This window comes from Curtobacterium sp. YR515 (assembly GCF_900113095.1).
GTDB lineage: Bacteria > Actinomycetota > Actinomycetes > Actinomycetales > Microbacteriaceae > Curtobacterium.
Genome location: NZ_FOOD01000001.1, coordinates 426,882 through 446,566, shown reverse-complemented (window position 1 = coordinate 446,566; position 19,685 = coordinate 426,882). Strand labels below are relative to the sequence as shown.

The window sequence follows — 19,685 nt, the reverse complement described above, 5'->3', positions numbered from 1 at the left end:
CGATGCCGAAGATCGCACTCGACCCGACGCCGTTCCACCACGACCTGTCGCTGCTGGAGTTCCCGCAGAAGGTCGCGGACCTCGGCTACGAGTACCTGCAGCTCACCCCGCACCAGGACTTCATCCCCTTCTACCGACACCCGAAGGCCGACGACGACCTCGTCGATGCGTTCGCGGCCGCGTGCCGGAAGGCCGGGGTCGAGGTCGCGTCCGTCCTGCCGGTCCTCCGGTGGTCCGGGCCCGACCGTGACGCCCGCGAGGCCGCGGTGACGAAGTGGAAGCGGGTCATCGAGATCACGAAGCGCCTCGGCGTCGACACGATCAACACCGAGTTCTCCGGCCGCCCCGAACTCCCCGAGGAGTCCGAGGACGCCTTCTACCGCTCGATGGAGGAGCTCCTGCCGATCATCGAGGACGCCGGACTCCGCGTGCTCATCGACCCGCACCCGGACGACTTCGTCGAGGACGGCCTCGAGGCCCTCCGGGTCATCCGCGGCCTCAACTCGAAGCACGTCGGGTTCGTCTACGTCGCCTGCCACACCTTCCACTACGGCGGCAACATGGACGAGATCATCGACGCCGCGGGCGACTCGCTGCAGCTGATCCACGTCGCCGACGCCTACGACCACCGACGGTCGCACGGCCTCCGCTACATCACGAACCCGCCGGGCAACCCCGTGCGCGTGCACCAGCACCTCCCCGTCGGGCAGGCGGACGTCGACTTCGACGCCTTCTGGGCCGCCCTCGACCGAGTCGGCTTCACGGCGCGCGAGGACACCGTCGCGGTGTCGAGCGTCTTCGCCGAGGACGAGAACGCCGACGAGGTCTCCCGCTTCCAGCTCGACACGATCACGAAGGGACTGAACCGATGACGACCACCATCGAGACCCCGACGCCCACCGGCACCGACGCCCGACCCGTCACGCTGCAGGCTGCGTCGCAGACCGTGACCGCCCTGTGGAACGACTCCGCCGATCCGCGCGAGCTGTCCACCGCGATCCACGAGTACGGCGCCGTCGGAGCGACCTGCAACCCGGTGATCGCGTACACCTGCATCCAGCAGGACCCCGACACCTGGGTCCCGCGCATCCGCGAGATCGCCGCCGAGCACCCGACCGCGGGGGAGTCCTGGATCGGCTGGAAGGCCGTCGAGGAGCTCTCGATCGCCGCGGCCGCGCAGCTGTTGCCCGCCTTCGAGGCGTCGGGTGGCCGCAACGGCCGGCTGAGCATGCAGACCGACCCGCGTCTCCACCGCGACCGGGACGCCCTCGTCGAACAGGCCGTGCGGTTCTCGCAGCTCGCGCCGAACATCATCGTGAAGATCCCCGCCACCAAGGTCGGCATCGCCGCGATCGAGGAGGCCGCGTACCGCGGTGTCTCGATCAACGCGACCGTGTCGTTCACCGTGCCGCAGGTCGTCGCCGTGGGCGAGGCCATCGAGCGCGCCCTCGACCGCCGTGCCGCCGAGGGTCTGCCCGAGCAGGAGTTCGGCCACGTCGTCACGCTGATGGCCGGCCGCTTCGACGACTGGCTGAAGACCGTCGTCAAGCGCGACCACGTGATGGTCGACCCCGGCATCCTCGAGTGGGCCGGTGTCGCTGCGGTGAAGCACGCGTACCGGGTCTTCCAGGAGCGCGGCTTCCGGTCGCGCGTGCTCGTCGCCGCCTTCCGGAACGCGATGCAGTGGTCGGAGTTCCAGGGTGGTGACCTCGTCGTGTCGCCGCCGTTCCAGTGGTCGAAGGACATCAACGACAACGCGTTCCCGTTCCGTCCGGACGCCATCCACGACGAGGTCCCCGCGCACGTCATCGACGCGCTGCGTGCGGCCACGCCGGAGTTCGCCCGAGGCTACGACGTCGACGGCATGACGATCGACGAGTTCGACCGCTTCGGCGCCACGGTGACCACGCTGCGCCAGTTCCTCGACGCCGACGCGAAGCTCGACGCCCTGGTCCGCGACATCATCGTGCCGGCAGCATGAGCGCAGCCGCGTCCGCCGACGTTGCCACCATCGGTGTCGGCCTCATCTCGGTCGGCTGGATGGGCCGGTTGCACTCCCGTGCCTACCGCGCCCTGCCCGACCACTTCCCGGAGCTCGGCGTGCACCCCCGGCTCGTCGTCGCCGCCGACCCGATCGAGGCTGCACGCGACCAGGCCGTGACCCGCCTGGGCTACGAGCGGGCCGTCGCCGACTACCACGAGGTCCTCGCCGACCCCGAGGTCGACGTCGTCTCGATCTGCTCGCCGAACTTCCTGCACCGCGAGATGGCGGTCGCCGCTGCCGAGGCGGGCAAGCCGTTCTGGATCGAGAAGCCGATGGGCCGGTACGCCAGCGACTCCCGACAGATCCACGAGGCCGTGCAGCGCGCCGGTGTCATCACGAGCGTCGGCTTCAACTACCGGCACGCCCCGGCGATCGAACGGGCGCGCGAACTCGTCCGCAGCGGGCGCCTCGGCCGGATCACGAACGTCCGCGGGTCGCTCCTCGCCGACTACTCGTCCGACCCCGCGGCGCCGCTGACCTGGCGCTTCGAGCGGGAGCGTGCCGGCTCGGGCGTCCTCGGCGACCTGCTCTCGCACGGGCTCGACCTGGCGCAGTACGTCGTCGGCCGGATCTCGTCCGTGACGGCGCTCGCGGAGACCTTCATCGTCGACCGACCGCTCCCCGGCGCTGGCATCGTCGACCGCAGCGCCGCCGCGACGGGGGAGCGGAAGCCGGTCGAGAACGAGGACTACGCGGCCCTGCTCTTCCGCTTCGAGGACGGCGCCGTCGGCACGATGGACTCCAGCCGCGTCATGCGGGGGCCGCACGCCGAGTACACGCTCGAGGTGTACGGCACGAAGGGCTCGGTGCGGTGGGACTTCCAGCGCCTCAACGAGCTCGAGGTCTACCTCGACGGGCAAGAGGTCGACGGCTACGCCACCCACTACGTGGCCGCGGGGGACGGCGAGTTCGCCCGCTTCCAGCCGGGCGCCGGCACCGCCATGGGGTACGACGACCTGAAGACCGTCGAGGCCGCGCAGTTCATCGCGAGCGTCCGGCGCGGGGAGCAGCTCGCGCCGTCGGTCGCCGACGGCCTGGCGGCTGCGTCGATCGTGGAAGCGGCGGAGGCGTCGCTCGCCGACGGGGCGTGGCACGAGGTGGCGCGCGTCGACGGACCGCTCACCTACGCGGCGGCGACCCCCGTGCTCTAGACGCACGACCCGACGGACGGGAGGCGCGGTGCCAGCTGGCACCGCGCCTCCCGTCTGCTCGTCCTGCCGTCGCAATCCATGTTAGTTTGTCAGGACAAAGTATCGACCCGCAGGAGGCACCATGCCGCTCGTCCGTATCGACCTCGCCACCGGCCGCACGCCCGAGGCCGTGCGTGCCGTCGCCGACGCGATCCACACCGCCATCGTCGACGTGTACGGCATCCCCGCACGCGACCGGTTCCAGGTCGTCACCGAGCACCCGGCGCAGCAGATCATCGCCGAGGACGCCGGACTCGGGTTCGAGCGCACCGACGGCGTCGTGATGATCCAGGTCTTCACGCAGCGCGGGCGCGACCAGGCCGCGAAGCAGGAGCTCTACCGCGCGATCCACGACGGCCTTGCCGGGGTCGGTGTCGCGTCCGAGGACGTCTTCATCGGGTACGTCGAGAACGGGCCGGAGGACTGGTCCTTCGGCTTCGGCCGGGCGCAGTACGTGACGGGCGAACTCGGGGTCCCCTCGTTCGCCTGAGCGGGCCGCCTACTTGTCGACGAGCGTGACCTCGAACGAGTAGCGGTCGGGGCGGTAGCAGTGCACGCCGTACTCGACCGCGCGGCCCGAGGCGTCGTACGCGGTGCGGCTCATCGTGAGCACCGGGTCGCCGTCCTCGATCTCGAGCAGGCCGGCCTCCTCGTCGGTGACCGCTCGGGCGCCGATGCGCTGCTTCGCGACCCGCATGGTCACGCCGCGGCCGCGCAGGAGCTGGTACAGGCCGTGGGTCTGCAGGTCGTCGTCGGTGATCTCGAGGAACTCCGGCGGCAGGTAGTTCTCGAGGATCGCCATCGGGACGTCCTCGGCGAAGCGCACGCGACGGATGTGGGCGACCGTGGTGCCCGGTGCGATGCCGAGCGCCTCGGCGACGGCGTCCGGGGCGGGCACGTCGTTGCGTTCGAGGAGCTTCGTCGCCGGGGCCTGCGACCCCTGTGCGAGGTCGTCGTAGAGGCTGGTGAGCTCCACCTTGCGGGTCACCGGGCCGTGCACGACCTGGGTGCCGATCCCGCGCCGGCGCACGAGCAGGCCCTTGTCGACGAGGTCCTGGATCGCCCGGCGGATCGTCGGCCGGGACAGCCCGAGCCGCTCACCGAGGGCGATCTCGTTCTCGAGGCGGGCACCCGGGGGCATCGCGCCGGAGCGGATCGACTCCTCGATGCGCGAGGCGACCTGGAAGTACAGGGGCATCGGACCCGACCGGTCCAGGTCCATGAACAGGTCGGACGGCAGCTGGCCTTCGTTGGTCATCGCGGTCCTTCAGCAGTAGGGATTGTCGTGACAATACCACCGGGCCCGCGGCGGACCGGCCAGCGCGCCGCTGTCAGTCGGCGAAGATCATCGGGCGGTTCGACAGCCGGGGCTGCGCAGCCGTCCGCGGCTTCTCCGCTCGGGCCCGCACCGGAGCGATGGCGACCCGGACGGCCGCGCCGAGCGCCTCGACCGTGTCCGTCCCGTGGTGCCCGGCCGCGTGCACGACGATCGCCGCACACGCCTCGGCATCGGCGGCCGCGTCGTGGTGCTGGAAGCCCTCGTAACCGGCGGCCCGTGCCGCCATCGGCAGGCGGTAGGAGTCGAGCGTGTAGGTCTTGCGGGCGACCTGCAGCGAGCACAGCGAGTGGTGTTCCGCGAGGTCGATCCCCGTCGCCGAGCACCCACCGGCGATCACGCCCATGTCGAAGCGGGCGTTGTGCGCCACGAGGACGTCCCCGTCGGCGAACGCCACGATGTCCGGGTACTGCTGTTCCCACGACTTCGCCCCGACGACGTCCGACGCGACGATGCCGTGGATGCGGGTGTTCCACTCGAGGAAGGCGTCGTGCCCAAGCGGCGGTCGGATGAACCACGACGCCCGCTCGACGACCCTGCCCGCGCGGACCTTGACGAGTCCGACCGAGCAGGCGCTGGCGGGCGAGCTGTTCGCGGTCTCGAAGTCGATCGCGGTGAAGTTCAACGGCACGGTCCCGATCGTCGCACGCGGCGCCGACATCGCCGCAGAGCCCCTCGGCGTTGCGGCCGGGCCGGGCCGGGCCGGGGGGGGGGGGGGGGGGGGGGGGGGGGGGGGGGGGGGGGGGGGGGGGGGGGGGGGGGGGCGTCGGTTGTCGGTTGTCGGTTGTCGGTTGTCGGCCGTCCTCCGTCCGCCGTCCGCCCTTGGACTGTCGGACTGGAGGCGCGGGTCGGCCCCGGCGGGCGGCCGCCGGTAGGCTGTCCTCCCGTGGCACTCACCATCGGAATCGTCGGTCTCCCGAACGTCGGCAAGTCGACCCTGTTCAACGCCCTGACCAAGAACCAGGTCCTCGCCGCGAACTACCCGTTCGCGACGATCGAGCCGAACGTCGGCGTGGTGAACCTCCCCGACCCGCGGCTGGACCAGCTCGCAACGCTCTTCAACTCCGAGAAGACCGTGCCGGCCCCCGTGTCGTTCGTCGACATCGCCGGCATCGTCAAGGGTGCGAGCGAAGGCGAGGGGCTCGGCAACAAGTTCCTCGCCAACATCCGCGAGGCCGACGCCATCGCGCAGGTCGTCCGTGGTTTCACCGACGACGACGTCGTGCACGTCGCGAACAAGGTGTCGCCGAAGGACGACCTCGAGGTCATCAACACCGAGCTGATCCTCGCCGACCTCGAGACCATCGAGAAGGCGCTGCCGCGGTACGAGAAGACCGTGAAGCTGAAGCAGGCCGAGCCGATCGTGCTCGAGACCGCTCGTGAGGCCAAGGCAGCGCTCGAGCAGGGCACGCTCCTGTCCGCCACCTCGATCGACCTCGCTCCGATCGCCGAGCTCGGGCTCCTGTCGGCGAAGCCGTTCATCTTCGTCTTCAACGTCGACGAGGCGATCCTCACCGACGAGTCCCGCAAGGCCGAACTGGCCGCCCTCGTCGCGCCCGCCCAGGCCGTGTTCCTCGACGCCCAGGTCGAGTCCGAGCTGATCGAGCTCGACCCGGCCGACGCCGCGGAGCTCCTCGAATCGACCGGGCAGACCGAGTCCGGCCTCGACCAGCTCGCCCGCATCGGCTTCGACACGCTCGGGCTGCAGACCTACCTGACGGCCGGTCCGAAGGAAGCCCGCGCGTGGACGATCGGCAAGGGGTGGAAGGCACCCCAGGCTGCCGGCGTGATCCACACCGACTTCGAGAAGGGCTTCATCAAGGCCGAGGTCATCTCGTTCGAGGACCTCATGGCTGCTGGCTCCATCGCCGAGGCCCGTGCGCACGGCAAGGCACGGATCGAGGGCAAGGACTACGTCATGCAGGACGGCGACGTGGTGGAGTTCCGCTTCAACAACTGAGCGAGTTGCCCCCGCTGCGGTCACGACCAGTACCGTCGTTCGCATGGGGACGGGATTCCAACTGATCGTCGGGGCCGTGGTGCTGCTGTGGGGCGCTTTCGTGGTGGTCTTCCCGCAGGTGATCATCAAGCTGGCGTTGGCAGCGGAGAAAGCTGGCCTCGCGTGGAATCCGCAGGCGAGGTGGGGAACCGCTTGGATTCGCATGCTGGGTGCTGTGCTCGGTGTATTCGGTCTCGTCATGGTCGTGACCGCACTGCTCGAGGTCCTCAGGAGTTGACGCCGTGCACGGCGAAGCGTGGGGGAGTTTCGTTCCACAATTCGTGGTGCACGTGCAAGGGGCAGAAGCGCCATCGGACCGCGTCGTCCGGGCCGCGCCGCTCATGTCCAATGGGGCTGGTCACTCGGTCAAGAGTGCCCGATCGGAGCATTTGCTCGGACTGTTGTGTACCGAGCAGGTCGCGATCACGAGGTTCAGGAGCCGTGTATAGAACCGCTTCTGATCGAGATCGCGTTCATCGTGGACTTCGGACATGAGCTTGTTCAGCGCGGCGAAGACCCGGACGTTCTCCTCGCTCGAGTTGCTGCTCGCATACATCAGGGCAGTGAAGTAGGCGGCGTCGAAGTCCGCCTGGACCTGTTCGAGGTGTGGACCATCTGATGTTGGTGAGCTCCGCACGGCCATGTAAGCCGTCGACGTCGTGATGACCGCGTCGTAGGTCTCGATCATGCGGGCTCGGTTTGCTTCGTCGTTGGCATTCTGCTGGTTGACCGCACCGATCGTGAGGGGGATGAGGAGCGCACCGAGGAGAAACGTGTTCACCCATCGAAGGAACGGATTGGAGGCGATCCGACGCCATACCGAAGAAGCTTGCATCACGGACGCTATCGGCACGGTGAGCGCGAGCGTCAGCCACACGGTCCGCATCGCCGCGCGTACGGACAGCAACGCGAATTGCGAACCGACTAGATTTGCGCTGAGTCCATCGCCGAGGAGGCCCCATGTCGTACGTCGTCGACTTCGAGCACGTGTCCACCGTGGGGTTGGAGTCCTCGCCGGTCGCCGACGCCCTCGCCGGACTCCGGGCGAACGAGGCCAGGTACTTCAAGAACAAGTACGACCACGTCTTCACCACCCACCCCGCCGAGGACGTGCCCGACCTGGTCGACTACGTCACGAAGGTCCTCCAGGACGAGCGGGGGCTGGTCATCGCCTCGAAGCCGCTCGAAGCCACCGAGGCCTTCGTCGACGGGATCCGCTGGACCCACGTCTTCTACGAGTCCGGACTCGCGGTCAACGTCCTCTACACGTTGGAGCCGGGCGGCAAGCGAGCGGTCGGGTTCAAGCTCTCGGACGGCATGGAAGTGCCGGAGGAGCTGGCGGACAAGTTCAAGTTCGCGCGGCAGAAGTCGAAGCTGGCGGGGACGATCCGCGGTTCGTACTTCGTCGTCAAGGGCGAGTACTGATCTGTCCCGCTCAGAGGGGCACGGCCTCGACGAGCACGTGACGGAAGTGTTCGTCATCCTCGAGGTCGTCGAGGAGGTCGTCGAGGAGGACGTCGACAGGGAAACCGGTCATCGATTCGACGGCGTCGGCGAAGCCTCCGAGATCGAAGAGGGACGTCGCCGGCGTGGTGGAAACCAGCAGATCGATGTCGCTCGCGTCGGTGTCGTGGCCGCGTACCGTCGACCCGAACACACGAACGTCCCGGAGGTGGAACTCGCGGGCGACGGCGATGATCTCGTCGGCAAAGAGCGCGAGCGGGATGCTCGGGCGGAGGCGTGCCGCTCGGAGGATCCGGGTGAGAACCGCTTCCGACGGCTGTTCGGTGCCTGCTTCGAACGCCTCGATCATCGAAGGATCCACTCCGGCCGCCGACCCTAGGCTCGATGTGGACATGCGGACATCTTCCCGCGAGGCACGGATGAGGGCGGCGCTGCGTTCGACGAGCATCGGGGCACCTCCAGATCACCACCATGGGGGTGGGCAGTCGATCCGCCCGTACATTCCGAATGTTCGTGGCGGTCAGGACGTTCGCGCGAGTATCGGGTGACTTCGACGAGAGGACGTGGCCTGCACGATGAAGACCAGGATCTTCCCTTCGCTCCTGCACGGAGCGCGCACTGGGCTGTCCGGCGACACCTCCAGGCTGCGAGCGATGCGAACACTCCTGACGGAGCAGCGGAACGAGCGTCAGCGCCGCGCTCGCGTCGGTTTGGCCACAGAACGCGCTTGCTCGGCCCACGCGCATCACGCCCACCTACCGTCGAGAGGCTAGGAGGCAACGTGAAGTACATCCACTACGACGGCAGCCAGATCCTCACGGGGGACGCGATCGCCGATGCGGTCGCGGACTACGCGGCGATCCTCGGTGCCAACGGCAGGACCGACACCGTTGCGATCCCCGCGGTGGCCGACGACGGCTCGGTGACCCGGACGACGGTGCTGATCGGCCCCGCGAGCGAGTTGACCGTGAGCGCGGCGCCCGACGACGAACTCGAGCCCGAGGACCACGCGTTCATCCGGCGGCTGCGGGACGCTGCGGAGCGAGCGGGGACCGAACGGCCGGTGGACGTCGACGGCGGGCACCGCTTCGCCGACGCCGACGAAGCGAACACGGCGGACGCGGACACGGCGGCCGCGGATACGGCGACCGCGGACACGGCCGCGGCGGACACAGCGGCCGCGGACAAGACCGACTGACCCGACACACGACGAAGGCCGCCGAGCAGTGCTCGGCGGCCTTCGTGTGTGGCGTGCTGGGCTCAGGCTGCGAGTGCCAGTTCGCCCACGCGGACGGACTGCGCCTGCACGAGCGTGCGGCTCGCCTCGCCGCGCCACGAGCGACCGGGCACGGTCCAGCCGGCCTCGCCGTCGATGTCGACGCGGGCGCCACGGGTGATGAAGAGACCGAGGTCGTCGGCCGGGATGCGGACGAGGTACTCGCGCTGCGAGCGCTCGTCGCGCACACCGAACTCGGCGATGCGGTCGGGGGAGACGGTCGGCGCCGCGAGGGCGGTGCCGGTGATGGTGATTCGTTCGTTGCTGGTCATGGTGTTGCGGTACTTCCTGGTCGTTCGGCGCCCAGGGCGACTCGGTGTCGGCGGACGGCTGAGTCCGGCGCGACGCATCGAGTGCGGGGCGCGCACGTCGAGCTTCGACGTGCAGCTCGTCCGTTCGGATCGAGCGGTGGTCTCGTGGGAATGCGACTCGGGTGAGTCGGCTTCGAGACGGTTCGGTGTGCGCGAGTCAGATGGGTTCGCTGCAGTGCACCAAAAGAATACTCTACTCGACGATGCCCGGATTGTCCAGGAACGATGTCCAACGGCTCCCACCGGCAGCGACGTTGCCCGAGCCGTCGAGTCTGGCGGCGGAGGACGACGGCTTGCGACCGGCCTGCTCGTGGATCAGCCCGTCGAACGCCTCGGAGAAGTCGAGGCGGGGGACTGCCGCGGTGACGGCGAGCAGGTCTGACGCCGTCCACCGGGCGAACCCGGCCCCGGAGACGTCGAGCGAGGTCGCGACCTCGAGCAGGTGTCCCTCGACGTCGAGCGCGGGGTCGACCGACGTCCACATGTGGCGCTCGATCACCTCACCGACCCGGCGGGCACGGGCGGCGTCCCACCCGGCACCGAGGGCGAACACGCTGCCGACCGCACCGCCGGCTTCCTCGAACGGCACGGCGTGGGCGTCGAAAGACGGCGTCACGCCGAGGTCGTGCAGCATCGTGGCGACGAACAGCAGCTCACGGTCCGGCTCGAGCTCGATGGTCGGTGCGAGGAGCGACGCCCACGCCCACGAGCGCAGGCAGTGGTGCACCAGCGCCGGCGAGGACCACGCACGCACGACATCCAGCGCCCGCGCGGCCACGGGGGAGGGCGGTGCGAGCAGCGCGTCGACGTCCAGGGTCATGGCAAGAAGGTATCGGAGGCGACCGACCGACGGACGGGAGGCGCGGCACCAGCTGGCACCGCGCCTCCAGGCCACCTGTTGGTTCAGTTCAGGGTCGGGGTGTCCTCCGGCACGACGCCACCGCCGTACAGGTCGGTCGCCAGGTCGCGCAGCGCGCGGAGCGCGACGCGCTGCGTCAGCGGGCCGTACGAGATGCGGGCGACCCCGAGGGCCTCGTACTCGGCGGCGGGCAGGGCGCCCGGCAGCCCGATCACGGACAGCTTGCCGCGACCGAGGCCCGCGACGAGCTGCTCCACGACGTCACGCTGGATGGCTCCCGGCACGAACACCAGCGCGGCGCCGTTGTCGAGGAACGCCTTGCCGCGGGCGATCGCGTCGGCGATGCTCTCCTCGATCGGGCGGTCCCCGCCGCGGGCGATGGCGTCGGTGCGGGCGTTGAGCTGGAAGTCGATGCCCTCGGCCTGGGCGGCGGCGGTGATGGCGGCGACCCGGGCGACGGCCTCGTCGAACGGGCGGAGGCGGTCCTCGACGTTCGCGCCCACGATTCCCGCAGCGATCGCGCGGCGGATCGTCTCGGCCGGGTCCTCGTAGCCGTCGTCGAGGTCCGCCGTGACGGGCAGGTCCGTGGCGGCGGCGACGGTCGCGGCGCCCGACAGTGCCAGGTCGAGCGGCATCCCGCCGTCGTCGTACCCGTGCGAGGCGGCGATGGAGTGCCCGGCGGTGGCGATCGCCTTCGTCTCCGGCAGGTCGCTGACGACCTTCGCGCTGATCGCGTCCCAGACGTTGACGACGCGGAGGATCTCCGGTGCTTCGTGCAGCTGCGTGAGGGTGGTCGCCTTGTCGGCGGTGCTCGTGCTCATGACCCAGACAGTAGGCCGACCAGCCCGGGCAGGGATCATCGTGTCCGTCGCGCGACGTCACCGTAGCGTCGAGGACACCACCAGGAAGGACACCGACATGGAGCGTTGGAACGAGGCGATCGCCGCGGTCGAGGAGCACCTCGACGGCGGCCCGGACGACACCGTGCTCGACGTGGACGAGCTCGCGCGCATCACCGGGACGAGCGAGTACCACTTCCGGCGCGTGTTCTCCGCGCTCGCCGGGATGCCGCTCTCCGAGTACGTCCGACGTCGGCGGATGACGCTTGCCGCGGCCGTCATCGCCTCGGGGACGACGACCGTCTCGGACGTCGCCGCACGCTTCGGGTACGGCTCGGCCGATGCGTTCGGGCGGGCGTTCCGCGCCGTGCACGGCATCGGGCCGCAGGAGGCGCGCGAGCCCGGCGCCGTCCTCCGGTCGCAGGGTCGGCTGTCCTTCCGTCTCACCGTCGAAGGGAGCACTCCCGTGCAGTACCGCCTCGTCCAGAAACCCGCCTTCCGTCTCATCGGACGCTCGACCCTTGTCCCGCTCGTGTACGAGGGGCCGAACGACGCCATCCAGGCGTTCGAACGCAGCATCACCCCCGAGGACCGGGAGCGCATCGCCGGACTCTCCGACCAGGAGCCCTCGGGCGTGCTGTCCGTCTCCGATGCGTTCGCCGAGGGCCGCGCGGACGGCAGTCTCCTCCGTTACTCGGTGGTCGCCGCCACCTCGGTCGAGAGCGCACCGGGCCTCGAAGTCATCGAGGTGCCGGCAGCGACGTGGGTCGTGTTCTCCGGCTCGGGACCGGTGCCCGGAGCGATCCAGGCGCTGTGGCCGCAGGCGTTCGGGGAGTGGTTGCCCGCCAACCCGTACCGTCTCGTGGCGGCGCCGGAGATCGCTCGTGTCCGGCTCGCACCCGGCGGTCGTACCGCGGAGGCCGAGCTCTGGCTCGCGGTCGAGCCCGAGCCGGGGGCGTGACGCGCATCTGCTGAGCAGCAATGGTCGGGTCGGCGCAGGCAACCCGACTCTTTCTGCTCACGATGCGATCCGCGGCCCCGGCGCGGCCCCGGCGCGCGGGCCGGCCCGCGGCCGCGGGCCGGCCCGCGCACGACGCAGGATGACGGCCGGACTCGCGCCGCGCCTCCAGTCCGATGCATGCTGGGACGCATGGCGCACGACGAGGAGGACCCGGTCGGCACCCTGCGAGGGGTCCGCACGAGCATCAAGTGGACGCGGTACGCGCCCGACGTGCTGCCCCTGTTCGTCGCCGAGATGGACCACGAGGTCGCGCCGGCGATCCGGCAGGCGCTCATCGAGCGGGTGCAGCAGTCCGACCTCGGGTACCTCGACGGGCCCGGGCCGCTCGCACCGGCGTTCGCCGCGTTCGCGAAGGACCGCTGGGACTGGGACGTCGACCCCGCCCGGGTCTCCCTCGCCACGGACGTCAGCGTCGGGATCGTCGAGTCGCTCCGCCTCGCGCTGCCGGACGGCGGCCGGGTCGCGATCACGCCGCCGGTGTACCCGCCGTTCTTCGAGCTCGTCGAAGAGGCCCGATGTCAGGTCGTGGAGGTCCCGCTGCTCGAGCAGTGGGGCGTCTACCGGCTCGACCTCGAGGGGCTCGAGCGCGCCTTCGCCGACGGCGTCCGCGTCTTCCTGCTCTGCAACCCGCACAACCCCGTCGGCCTCGTGCACGACCACGACGACCTCGTGGCGCTCGCCGAACTGGCCGCACGGTACGACGTCCTCGTCATCAGCGACGAGATCCACGCACCGCTGACGCACCCCGGCGTCCGCTTCACCCCGTTCGCCGCGGTCGCCGAGCCCGCCGGGGCGCGGAGCATCTGCGTCACGAGCGCGAGCAAGGGCTGGAACCTCGCCGGGGTGAAGTGCTCGATCATCGTCGCCGGGGACGCACGGACGGCAGCGCTCCTCGACACGCTCTGGGAAGAGGTCGCCTGCCGCACGAGCATCCTCGGGTTGCACGCGAACCTCGCGGCGTTCAGCCTGGCGACGGACTGGCTCGACGACGTGGTCGCTCGGATCGTCGCGAACGAACGGCTGCTCGGCTCCCTCCTCGCGGAGCACCTGCCCGGCGTCGTGTACACCCGGCCCCGCGCCGGCTACCTGGCGTGGCTCGACTTCCGCGGCATCGGGCTCGGGGACGACCCGGCCGTGCCGCTCCGGGAGCACGCCTACGTCGCGTTGAACTCCGGCCTCGGGTTCGGATCGCAGGGCCGCGGGTTCGCGCGGCTCAACCTGGCGTGCTCGCCGGACACGCTGCGCGAGGCGGTGCTGCGGATCGCGGCTGCCTACCCGTCGAGTGCGCAGGAGGGGCTGGTCTGGCACGTCGCGTGAGCGGCGGGCTGGTGCGGGCCGTCAGCTGCTGGCTGTCGGCTATCGGCTGTCGGCTGTTGCCGTCGGCCTGGAGGCGCGGGTCGGCTACTCGGGTCGGCGCGCCTCGATGAGGTGCCGGGCTGAGGACGCCACGAACGGTCCGTCCCGCTGGATCAGCTCGTGCAGGTCGCGCAGACGGTCGCGGTACCGCTCGACGCTGAAGTCCGGCACCCACCAGATCACCTTCCGCAGCAGGTAGACCACCGCCGCGACGTCGCGGATCTCGATGCGGGTGCGAGCGGTCCGGAGGTCCACGACCTCGAGGCCGGCGGCTCGCGCGGCGTCGGCCTCGTCGTCGTGGTGTCGCCCCCGACGCTCGATCGGCTTCGGGCCGAGGAGGAACTCGATGAGCTCGAACACGCTCGCCGGGCCGACGTGCTGGGCGAAGTAGGTGCCTCCGGGGGCGAGTACCCGGGCGATCTCGTCCCAGTGGATCGCGGCGGGGTGCCGGCTCGTCACGAGGTCGAAGGCGCCGTCGGCGAAGGGCAGCGGCGGTTCGTCCGGGTCAGCGACGATGACCACTCCGCGCGGGTGCAGGAGCCGAGTGGCGGCGGCGACGTTCGGCGCCCAGGACTCCGTCGCGACCGCCGTGGCCGGGAACGCCGTGGCCTCGGCGAGGACCTCACCACCGCCGGTCTGCACGTCGAGGCTGGCGGAACCGGGGACCTCGGCGAGGCGGCCGAGTCGCTCGCCGAGCAGCTTCGCGTAGCCCCACGGCGGGCGCTCCTCGGTGGCGCGGCCGTCGAGCCACGAGAAGTCCCAGCCGGTGACGTCGGCGGCTTCGCCGATCGCGATCAGGTCGTCGAAGGTCGTGGTGCTCACGCGGTCCATGGTGGCGTCTCCCCGGCGAGGGCGCCAGCTCGTCGCAGCTGCTCGCTGACGGGGAGCGTCAGGCCACGTACTGGTTGCGTCCGACGACGCGGATCGTCAGGTCGACCTCGCGCGCGGGCACCTCTTCGGTGAGCCCGATCCACTCGCGGGCGACGAACCCGACGGAGGGCCACCGGGTGACCTCGGTCACCAGGAACCCGTCGATGAACACCTGCCACGCGCCGCGTTCGCGGACGGCCTGCACCTCGTGTGTCGCCATGCCGCGAGCGTACCGGGTTGGTACCGCTCCCTGGCGGCTCCGCTCAGAGGTCGAGTGTCATGTGGACGTCCGCGCGGGCGTAGGGGCTGGGCGCGACCTCGTCGTGGCCGAGGTGCCGGAACCCGAACGCCTCGTACAGGTGCACGGCGCTGGCCAGCTGCGCGTTGCTCTCCAGCACCACCCGGTGCGCACCGATCGCCCGGGCACGTTCGAGCGCCGCGGCGATGAGCTTCCGGCCGGTGCCGTGCCCCTGGTGCTCGGGCGAGACGGCCATCTTGACCAGCTCGAACACCCCGGGCCCGACGGGCGCGATGCCGACGCAGCCGATGACCGGCCCGTCCGATCCGAGCCGTGCGACGAAGGCGGCGCCGCCGGGCTCGACGATCTGGCCGAGCGGGTCGCCGAGGAGCTTGCGGTCCTTGTCCTCGAGCGTGAAGAACCGGCTGATCCACGCCTCGTTCAGGACGCGGAACGCCTCGGCGTCGGCAGCGGAGGCGATGTCGGTGATGAGCACGGCGTCGGTGGTGGTCGCATCGGGCATGCACCCATCATCGGACGCCGTGCCGAGTCCCGTCCAATACTCGTTCGCGCGGATCGATACGCTGTGTGCATGGATCGTGAGCCCGACGTCGACCTCCGGCAGCTCCGGGCGTTCCTCGCCGTGGCCGACGAACTGCACTTCGGACGTGCTGCCGAGGCGCTCCGGATCGCGCAGCCGGCACTGTCGCAGCAGATCCGGCGGACGGAACGGGCGCTCGGCGTCGACCTCTTCGTGCGGACGAGCCGCAGCGTCGCGCTCACCCCGGCCGGACGGGTGCTGCAGGGCCGGGCACGATCGCTCCTGCAGCAGGCGCGCCGGGACCTCGACGAGACCGTGCGGGTGGGCCGGGGCGAAGCGGGTCGGCTCGACGTCGGGTTCGTCGTCTCCGCGCTGCCGCTCGGTCCGATCGAACGCGTGCAGGTGTTCCGGGAGCGCTTCCCGCTCGTCCGCGTGGAACTCACCGAGGGCTACTCGTCGACCCTGCTGGCGCGGATCGTCCGTGGGGAGCTCGACCTGGCGATCGTGCGCGATCCCGATCCCGACCCGGCCGTGCGCTTCCTGCCGTTCCGCAGCGAGCGGTTCGTGGCAGCGGTCCCGCGTGGGCACCGGCTCGCGGCGCGGGCATCGATCCGGGGACCGGAGCTGCTCGACGACCCGTTCGTGTTCTTCCCGGCGGAGGCCGGATCGGTCGCGACCGAACGCAACCTCGCCCCGGTGGTGTCCGGTCCCCGGCGACCCGTCATCGTGCAGGAGGCCACCACCTGGGCCACGGTGCTGCACCTGGTCGGCGCCGGCCTCGGGGTGACGGTGGCGCCGGAGAGCGCCACGCTCGCCGCTCCGGACACCGTCGTGCTGCTGCCGCTCGAGGCGGACGACCACCGGAGCGAGCTCGTCTGGGCCGCCCGCGCCGACGACGACCGCGAGATCCTGCGGAACTTCATCGCCGCGACGGAGTGAGTCCGCAGCGCCGGGCCCCTCACGCCAGCGGCAGCACCGGTGCCCGCTGGTCCCCGAGCTCGTCCACCCGCCAGGGTCGGGTGCCGCGGAGCGTCAGACCGAGCTGCGCGAGCACGAAGCCCACGTGCGGTTCGACGTCCGGGTCCCACGGCCCCTCGACGCCGAGTCCGAACGCGCCGAGCTCGTCGTCCGCCTCGTCGTGAAGGGTCAGGCGCCACCGGCCGTCGCCGAGTTCCTCGACGACGGCCCACCGGGCGGTGCTGAACCGGCTCACGCGGTCTTCGCCACGTCCTCGGTGAAGTTCCGCACCCGCTGCAGGAGCGCCTCGCCGCGCATCGCGATCGTCGCCGGCGGGTTGAGGTGCGGCGGCGCGGTGCGGATCAGCATCGGGCACCCGAGGTCCTCGCAGATGTAGGAGCCGATGGTGTTGCCGTTCCGCCCCGATTCTCCGGCACGCGCGGCCGAGAACAGGCGGACCTGCGTCGCCGGCTGCGGGGAGTGGCAGAACGAGCACATCGCCGCGATCCCGGGGCGGAGGGACCCACCGGCGGAGCGCACGACGATCCCGACCGGGCGGTCGTCGATCCACGACACGATGTAGCCGCGGCGGGCGGCCTGCGGGTCGCGCCACCCGAGGAACTCGCGCTCGTCCCACAGCGTCTCGTGCAGGCCGGGGATGGGCAGCTGGGCGAGTTCGTCCGGGGTGGCGTTGACGAACGACGAACGGATGTCTGCTTCGGTCAGTGGCTTCACGGTGCAATCACCATATGCCCCACCGCCGACACGCGTCAGGACCCCAGACGGGAGGCGCGGATCGCCCCGAGCGCGCTCGTCCCGTCCGCCACCAGGACGGCTCGCCGCAGCGCGTCGCGTCCGACACGTCGTGCGGCCGCGTCGTCGGCGGCGAACTCCACGAGGACGCGCGTCGAGCGCGCCATGGCGCGCGCACCGGGGATCCACGGGACCGCACGCTCGATCGACTCGGCGATCCCGACCGCGACCGCGTGGCGCTGGGTCAGGTGCGCGCGTTCGTGGGCGACCACGGCCTCCAGTTCGTCGGTGCGCAGACGGTCCGCGAGCCCGGTGCTCACGAGCACGCCGCCGGACCTGCCGGGGACGGCGCAGGCGAGTGCGTGGTCCGCCTCGAGGACGGACACCGGCGTGCCGTCGATCTCGCGGTGCGGTGCCGCGCCGGAGCGCATCGCCTCGCGAACGGCCTCGTGCTCGGGGCCGGGCCGGACCCGGACCGCGATCACGAACGCGAGCACGGCGAGCAGGGCGACCCCGACGTTGAGGCCGTGCGTGGGGGAGCCGCCGAAGCCCATCGGGTCGGTGATCGGGCGGTTCGCCACGACGAGCAACGTGATGCCCGCGACGAAGCCGACCACGCCGAGCAGCACCGCCACCGACCAGCACACCAGCGCGGTTCGCGGCCGGTCGATCGTCCACGCGGAGCGGGTCAGGACCCGGGGCGCGAGCACCACGACCGCCAGGGCGAGCGCGATGAGGACGACTCCGGTGACGACCACGGCGGATCCGTCAGGAACGGGCTCGGGCGTCGAGGGCGCGGCGGATGACGTCGAGGTCGTCGGAGGCGAGCGAGCCGGTGAACTGCAGCAGGGCGGCTTCGCGGTCGGTCGCGGCAGCGAGGGCGTTCGACATGAGGGAGGCCGTCTGCTCCTCCCTGCTGTTCGTCGCACGGAAGGTGAGCGGTGCGTCGTCGTGCTGCTGCCGCTCCACCCGACCCTTGCGACCGAGGCGGTCGAGCACGGTGAGCACGGTCGTCAGTGCGGGCCGGGGTTCCGGGAAGGCGTCGAGCACCTGGCGCGCGCTGAGCCCGCCGTCCGCCGACCAGAGCGCGTCGAGCACCGCCTGCTCGAGCTGCCCGCGGGGGCGTGATCGCTGACCTGCCATCCCCGCATTCTACGAGATGTCGAACCACCGGGTCCGTCACATGCCCGAAACGCGGGGTCGGTATGATCGGCCCGACAACTGAAGACCGGCCGTTCATCCGCCGCGGGAGACGTCGTGCGGTGCCCTGGGCACCCTGCACGGCACCGAAGGAGCAATCCCCCCGACAATCTCTCAGGTCCCACACCGCAGCGGACAGGCCACTCTGAAAAGCAGCCACGATGCCCCCACCGGGTCGGTCCGTGGCTCGCCCACGGTGAAAGCCGCCGGACCTCACGGGCCGCGGTGAAACTCTCAGGCCCATGACAGAGGGGGAGTTCCGCCCGACGACGGTCGTCGGGTCCTGCCGATGCCAGGAGAACTCCGCCCATGCCAACGTCCCCACTGCGCTCGTCGCCGCTGGAGCCCGCCCACGAAGCCGCCGGCGCCACCTTCACCGACTTCGCCGGGTACCGGATGCCCGTCCGGTACTCGTCCGACCTCGCCGAGCACCACGCCGTGCGTCAGGCCGCCGGTGTCTTCGACCTCTCGCACATGGCCGAGGTCGGCGTCACCGGTCCGCAGGCCGTGGCCTTCCTCGACCACGCGCTCGCCGGATCGTTCGGGGCGATGCCGGTCGGACGGGCGAAGTACTCACTCCTCCTCGCCGACGACGGCGGCATCCTCGACGACCTCGTCGTCTACCGCACCGACGAGGACGTCTTCCTCGTCGTCGCGAACGCGTCGAACCGGCAGGTCGCGGTGGACGCCCTGACGGCACGGGCCGACGGCTTCGACGTCGAGGTGTCGGACGACTCGGACACCACCGCACTGGTCGCGATCCAGGGCCCGGCCGCTGCCGGGACGCTCGACGCGCTCGTCGTCGCCGACCGGCTCCAGCCGGAGAGCCCCCTCGACGAGCTCGGGTACTACCGGGCGCTGCACGCGGTGTTCGACGGCGCCGAGGTCCTCGTCGCGCGCACCGGCTACACCGGCGAGGACGGCTTCGAGGTCTACAGCGACCCGTCCGTCGCCGGAGCGCTCTGGGACGCCCTGCTCGAGGCCGGCGCCGACCGCGGGGTCGTGCCCGCCGGCCTCGCCGCCCGCGACACCCTCCGGCTCGAGGCGGGCATGCCGCTCTACGGGCACGAGCTCGGCACCGACGTCCGTCCCGCCCAGGCCGGCCTCGGCCGGGTCGTGGCCAAGGACGGCGACTTCGTCGGCGCCACCGGCGTCACCCCGTCGGACGACGCCCGCGTGCTCGTCGGCCTGGTCACCGAGGGCCGCCGGGCCCCGCGTGCCGGGTACGACGTCGTGCAGGACGGCGTCGTCGTCGGCACCGTCACCTCCGGTGCGCTCTCGCCGACCCTCGGCCACCCCGTCGCGATGGCGTTCGTCGACCCGGCGCTCGCCACCGAGGGACAGCTCCTCCACATCGACGTCCGCGGAACGGCCATCCCCAGCACCGTCACCGCGTTCCCCTTCTACCGCCGCGCCTCGAAAGGCTGATGC

At 71.1% G+C, this 19,685-nt stretch carries 26 protein-coding genes and 1 riboswitch; of the genes, 12 read left to right on the top strand and 14 right to left on the bottom strand.

The window, feature by feature from the left end; genetic code table 11:
* Positions 1 to 2: 2 nt before the first annotated feature.
* From BM028_RS02110 to BM028_RS02095, 4 genes are all read left to right on the top strand, one after another.
* Positions 3 to 872 carry a sugar phosphate isomerase/epimerase family protein gene (locus tag BM028_RS02110; RefSeq protein ID WP_092384268.1) on the top strand — a complete coding sequence of 290 codons (870 nt, stop codon included), beginning with the start codon at positions 3 to 5 and terminating at the stop codon, positions 870 to 872.
* On the top strand, positions 869 to 1,981 hold the full coding sequence (locus tag BM028_RS02105) for a transaldolase family protein (protein WP_092384266.1): 1,113 nt from the start codon (positions 869 to 871) through the stop codon (positions 1,979 to 1,981). Before BM028_RS02110 ends, BM028_RS02105 begins: the two co-directional genes overlap by 4 nt.
* Entirely contained in the window at positions 1,978 to 3,195 is a 1,218-nt protein-coding gene (locus BM028_RS02100) for a Gfo/Idh/MocA family protein (protein ID WP_070416742.1), read from the top strand. Before BM028_RS02105 ends, BM028_RS02100 begins: the two co-directional genes overlap by 4 nt.
* A gap of 121 nt (positions 3,196 to 3,316) precedes the next feature.
* Positions 3,317 to 3,724 (top strand): tautomerase family protein, encoded by a 408-nt coding sequence (locus tag BM028_RS02095; protein ID WP_092384264.1) that lies wholly within the window; start codon positions 3,317 to 3,319, stop codon positions 3,722 to 3,724.
* 9 nt (positions 3,725 to 3,733) lie between these two features.
* On the opposite strand, the gene BM028_RS02090 is transcribed toward BM028_RS02095, so the two are convergent.
* Together BM028_RS02090 and BM028_RS02085 are read right to left on the bottom strand one after the other, a co-directional pair.
* Entirely contained in the window at positions 3,734 to 4,492 is a 759-nt protein-coding gene (locus BM028_RS02090; RefSeq protein ID WP_070416740.1) for a GntR family transcriptional regulator, read from the bottom strand.
* Positions 4,493 to 4,565: 73 nt separating this feature from the next.
* A complete protein-coding gene (locus BM028_RS02085) occupies positions 4,566 to 5,201 on the bottom strand; it encodes an exonuclease domain-containing protein (RefSeq protein WP_083295392.1) in 636 nt (211 codons plus the stop codon).
* A 255-nt stretch (positions 5,202 to 5,456) separates the two neighbouring features.
* Here BM028_RS02085 and ychF point away from each other — a divergent pair, with 255 nt between their 5' ends.
* Complete coding sequence (gene ychF, locus BM028_RS02080) at positions 5,457 to 6,530, top strand: redox-regulated ATPase YchF (protein ID WP_070416738.1); 1,074 nt, start codon at positions 5,457 to 5,459, stop codon at positions 6,528 to 6,530.
* Between the two features lie 43 nt (positions 6,531 to 6,573).
* Positions 6,574 to 6,807 (top strand): hypothetical protein, encoded by a 234-nt coding sequence (locus tag BM028_RS02075; RefSeq protein ID WP_092384262.1) that lies wholly within the window; start codon positions 6,574 to 6,576, stop codon positions 6,805 to 6,807.
* A gap of 120 nt (positions 6,808 to 6,927) precedes the next feature.
* Here BM028_RS02075 and BM028_RS02070 read toward each other — a convergent pair whose 3' ends face one another.
* Complete coding sequence (locus BM028_RS02070; protein WP_139219725.1) at positions 6,928 to 7,446, bottom strand: hypothetical protein; 519 nt, start codon at positions 7,444 to 7,446, stop codon at positions 6,928 to 6,930.
* Between the two features lie 83 nt (positions 7,447 to 7,529).
* Between BM028_RS02070 and BM028_RS02065 the strand changes: the two genes are divergently transcribed.
* Complete coding sequence (locus BM028_RS02065; protein WP_092384258.1) at positions 7,530 to 7,994, top strand: phage tail protein; 465 nt, start codon at positions 7,530 to 7,532, stop codon at positions 7,992 to 7,994.
* Positions 7,995 to 8,004: 10 nt separating this feature from the next.
* On the opposite strand, the gene BM028_RS02060 is transcribed toward BM028_RS02065, so the two are convergent.
* Positions 8,005 to 8,481, bottom strand: a complete 477-nt coding sequence (locus BM028_RS02060) for an XRE family transcriptional regulator (protein WP_092384256.1) — start codon at positions 8,479 to 8,481, stop codon at positions 8,005 to 8,007.
* A 333-nt stretch (positions 8,482 to 8,814) separates the two neighbouring features.
* Here BM028_RS02060 and BM028_RS02055 point away from each other — a divergent pair, with 333 nt between their 5' ends.
* The gene (locus BM028_RS02055; protein ID WP_092384254.1) at positions 8,815 to 9,231 is read left to right on the top strand and encodes a hypothetical protein; all 417 of its coding nucleotides are present in this window, start codon (positions 8,815 to 8,817) and stop codon (positions 9,229 to 9,231) included.
* 62 nt (positions 9,232 to 9,293) lie between these two features.
* Here BM028_RS02055 and BM028_RS02050 read toward each other — a convergent pair whose 3' ends face one another.
* From BM028_RS02050 to BM028_RS02040, 3 genes are all read right to left on the bottom strand, one after another.
* Entirely contained in the window at positions 9,294 to 9,581 is a 288-nt protein-coding gene (locus BM028_RS02050) for a hypothetical protein (RefSeq protein WP_071294526.1), read from the bottom strand.
* Between the two features lie 232 nt (positions 9,582 to 9,813).
* Complete coding sequence (locus tag BM028_RS02045) at positions 9,814 to 10,440, bottom strand: HD domain-containing protein (RefSeq protein ID WP_092384252.1); 627 nt, start codon at positions 10,438 to 10,440, stop codon at positions 9,814 to 9,816.
* Positions 10,441 to 10,523: 83 nt separating this feature from the next.
* Positions 10,524 to 11,300, bottom strand: a complete 777-nt coding sequence (locus BM028_RS02040) for an isocitrate lyase/PEP mutase family protein (RefSeq protein ID WP_092384250.1) — start codon at positions 11,298 to 11,300, stop codon at positions 10,524 to 10,526.
* A 97-nt stretch (positions 11,301 to 11,397) separates the two neighbouring features.
* Here BM028_RS02040 and BM028_RS02035 point away from each other — a divergent pair, with 97 nt between their 5' ends.
* Positions 11,398 to 12,279 (top strand): AraC family transcriptional regulator, encoded by an 882-nt coding sequence (locus tag BM028_RS02035; RefSeq protein ID WP_092384248.1) that lies wholly within the window; start codon positions 11,398 to 11,400, stop codon positions 12,277 to 12,279.
* A 189-nt stretch (positions 12,280 to 12,468) separates the two neighbouring features.
* The gene (locus tag BM028_RS02030; RefSeq protein ID WP_254789356.1) at positions 12,469 to 13,656 is read left to right on the top strand and encodes a MalY/PatB family protein; all 1,188 of its coding nucleotides are present in this window, start codon (positions 12,469 to 12,471) and stop codon (positions 13,654 to 13,656) included.
* A gap of 84 nt (positions 13,657 to 13,740) precedes the next feature.
* Here the strand turns inward: BM028_RS02030 and BM028_RS02025 are convergent, their stop codons facing one another.
* The 3 genes from BM028_RS02025 to BM028_RS02015 are packed head-to-tail and all read right to left on the bottom strand — an operon-like array spanning position 13,741 to position 15,326.
* Positions 13,741 to 14,526: a class I SAM-dependent methyltransferase gene (locus tag BM028_RS02025; RefSeq protein WP_092384244.1), complete on the bottom strand. Its 786-nt coding sequence runs from the start codon at positions 14,524 to 14,526 to the stop codon at positions 13,741 to 13,743.
* Between the two features lie 58 nt (positions 14,527 to 14,584).
* A complete protein-coding gene (locus tag BM028_RS02020) occupies positions 14,585 to 14,785 on the bottom strand; it encodes a hypothetical protein (protein ID WP_071294532.1) in 201 nt (66 codons plus the stop codon).
* 43 nt (positions 14,786 to 14,828) lie between these two features.
* On the bottom strand, positions 14,829 to 15,326 hold the full coding sequence (locus BM028_RS02015) for a GNAT family N-acetyltransferase (RefSeq protein ID WP_092384242.1): 498 nt from the start codon (positions 15,324 to 15,326) through the stop codon (positions 14,829 to 14,831).
* A 69-nt stretch (positions 15,327 to 15,395) separates the two neighbouring features.
* Here BM028_RS02015 and BM028_RS02010 point away from each other — a divergent pair, with 69 nt between their 5' ends.
* The gene (locus BM028_RS02010; protein WP_092384240.1) at positions 15,396 to 16,283 is read left to right on the top strand and encodes a LysR substrate-binding domain-containing protein; all 888 of its coding nucleotides are present in this window, start codon (positions 15,396 to 15,398) and stop codon (positions 16,281 to 16,283) included.
* A gap of 19 nt (positions 16,284 to 16,302) precedes the next feature.
* On the opposite strand, the gene BM028_RS02005 is transcribed toward BM028_RS02010, so the two are convergent.
* Genes BM028_RS02005 through BM028_RS01990 form a run of 4 tightly spaced genes read right to left on the bottom strand, consistent with a single transcriptional unit; the run spans position 16,303 to position 18,197 of the window.
* Positions 16,303 to 16,557 (bottom strand): hypothetical protein, encoded by a 255-nt coding sequence (locus tag BM028_RS02005; protein WP_070416725.1) that lies wholly within the window; start codon positions 16,555 to 16,557, stop codon positions 16,303 to 16,305.
* Positions 16,554 to 17,036 carry an FBP domain-containing protein gene (locus BM028_RS02000; RefSeq protein ID WP_070416724.1) on the bottom strand — a complete coding sequence of 161 codons (483 nt, stop codon included), beginning with the start codon at positions 17,034 to 17,036 and terminating at the stop codon, positions 16,554 to 16,556. The genes BM028_RS02005 and BM028_RS02000 overlap by 4 nt, the downstream gene beginning before the upstream one ends.
* 35 nt (positions 17,037 to 17,071) lie before the next feature.
* The gene (locus tag BM028_RS01995) at positions 17,072 to 17,812 is read right to left on the bottom strand and encodes a M56 family metallopeptidase (RefSeq protein WP_070416723.1); all 741 of its coding nucleotides are present in this window, start codon (positions 17,810 to 17,812) and stop codon (positions 17,072 to 17,074) included.
* A gap of 10 nt (positions 17,813 to 17,822) precedes the next feature.
* Positions 17,823 to 18,197 (bottom strand): BlaI/MecI/CopY family transcriptional regulator, encoded by a 375-nt coding sequence (locus BM028_RS01990; protein WP_070416722.1) that lies wholly within the window; start codon positions 18,195 to 18,197, stop codon positions 17,823 to 17,825.
* A 93-nt stretch (positions 18,198 to 18,290) separates the two neighbouring features.
* Positions 18,291 to 18,393, top strand: a riboswitch (glycine riboswitch).
* A 170-nt stretch (positions 18,394 to 18,563) separates the two neighbouring features.
* On the opposite strand from BM028_RS01990, the gene gcvT reads away from it, so the two are divergent.
* Positions 18,564 to 19,682 carry a glycine cleavage system aminomethyltransferase GcvT gene (gene gcvT, locus BM028_RS01985; protein ID WP_092384236.1) on the top strand — a complete coding sequence of 373 codons (1,119 nt, stop codon included), beginning with the start codon at positions 18,564 to 18,566 and terminating at the stop codon, positions 19,680 to 19,682.
* Positions 19,683 to 19,685 lie beyond the last annotated feature (3 nt).

Excerpts from the sequence above, each read along its gene's own strand:
- BM028_RS02060 (WP_092384256.1), bottom strand. The coding sequence starts at position 8,481 with ATGCTCGTCGAACGCAGCGCCGCCCTCATCCGTGCCTCGCGGGAAGAT.
- BM028_RS02040 (WP_092384250.1), bottom strand. The coding sequence starts at position 11,300 with ATGAGCACGAGCACCGCCGACAAGGCGACCACCCTCACGCAGCTGCAC.
- BM028_RS02105 (WP_092384266.1), top strand. The coding sequence starts at position 869 with ATGACGACCACCATCGAGACCCCGACGCCCACCGGCACCGACGCCCGA.
- BM028_RS02050 (WP_071294526.1), bottom strand. The coding sequence starts at position 9,581 with ATGACCAGCAACGAACGAATCACCATCACCGGCACCGCCCTCGCGGCG.
- gcvT (WP_092384236.1), top strand. The coding sequence starts at position 18,564 with ATGCCAACGTCCCCACTGCGCTCGTCGCCGCTGGAGCCCGCCCACGAA.
- BM028_RS01990 (WP_070416722.1), bottom strand. The coding sequence starts at position 18,197 with ATGGCAGGTCAGCGATCACGCCCCCGCGGGCAGCTCGAGCAGGCGGTG.
- BM028_RS02095 (WP_092384264.1), top strand. The coding sequence starts at position 3,317 with ATGCCGCTCGTCCGTATCGACCTCGCCACCGGCCGCACGCCCGAGGCC.
- BM028_RS02015 (WP_092384242.1), bottom strand. The coding sequence starts at position 15,326 with ATGCCCGATGCGACCACCACCGACGCCGTGCTCATCACCGACATCGCC.
- BM028_RS02090 (WP_070416740.1), bottom strand. The coding sequence starts at position 4,492 with ATGACCAACGAAGGCCAGCTGCCGTCCGACCTGTTCATGGACCTGGAC.
- BM028_RS02035 (WP_092384248.1), top strand. The coding sequence starts at position 11,398 with ATGGAGCGTTGGAACGAGGCGATCGCCGCGGTCGAGGAGCACCTCGAC.
- BM028_RS02110 (WP_092384268.1), top strand. The coding sequence starts at position 3 with ATGCCGAAGATCGCACTCGACCCGACGCCGTTCCACCACGACCTGTCG.
- BM028_RS02020 (WP_071294532.1), bottom strand. The coding sequence starts at position 14,785 with ATGGCGACACACGAGGTGCAGGCCGTCCGCGAACGCGGCGCGTGGCAG.
- BM028_RS02065 (WP_092384258.1), top strand. The coding sequence starts at position 7,530 with ATGTCGTACGTCGTCGACTTCGAGCACGTGTCCACCGTGGGGTTGGAG.
- BM028_RS02045 (WP_092384252.1), bottom strand. The coding sequence starts at position 10,440 with ATGACCCTGGACGTCGACGCGCTGCTCGCACCGCCCTCCCCCGTGGCC.
- BM028_RS02075 (WP_092384262.1), top strand. The coding sequence starts at position 6,574 with ATGGGGACGGGATTCCAACTGATCGTCGGGGCCGTGGTGCTGCTGTGG.
- BM028_RS02010 (WP_092384240.1), top strand. The coding sequence starts at position 15,396 with ATGGATCGTGAGCCCGACGTCGACCTCCGGCAGCTCCGGGCGTTCCTC.
- BM028_RS02100 (WP_070416742.1), top strand. The coding sequence starts at position 1,978 with ATGAGCGCAGCCGCGTCCGCCGACGTTGCCACCATCGGTGTCGGCCTC.
- BM028_RS02025 (WP_092384244.1), bottom strand. The coding sequence starts at position 14,526 with ATGGACCGCGTGAGCACCACGACCTTCGACGACCTGATCGCGATCGGC.
- BM028_RS02030 (WP_254789356.1), top strand. The coding sequence starts at position 12,469 with ATGGCGCACGACGAGGAGGACCCGGTCGGCACCCTGCGAGGGGTCCGC.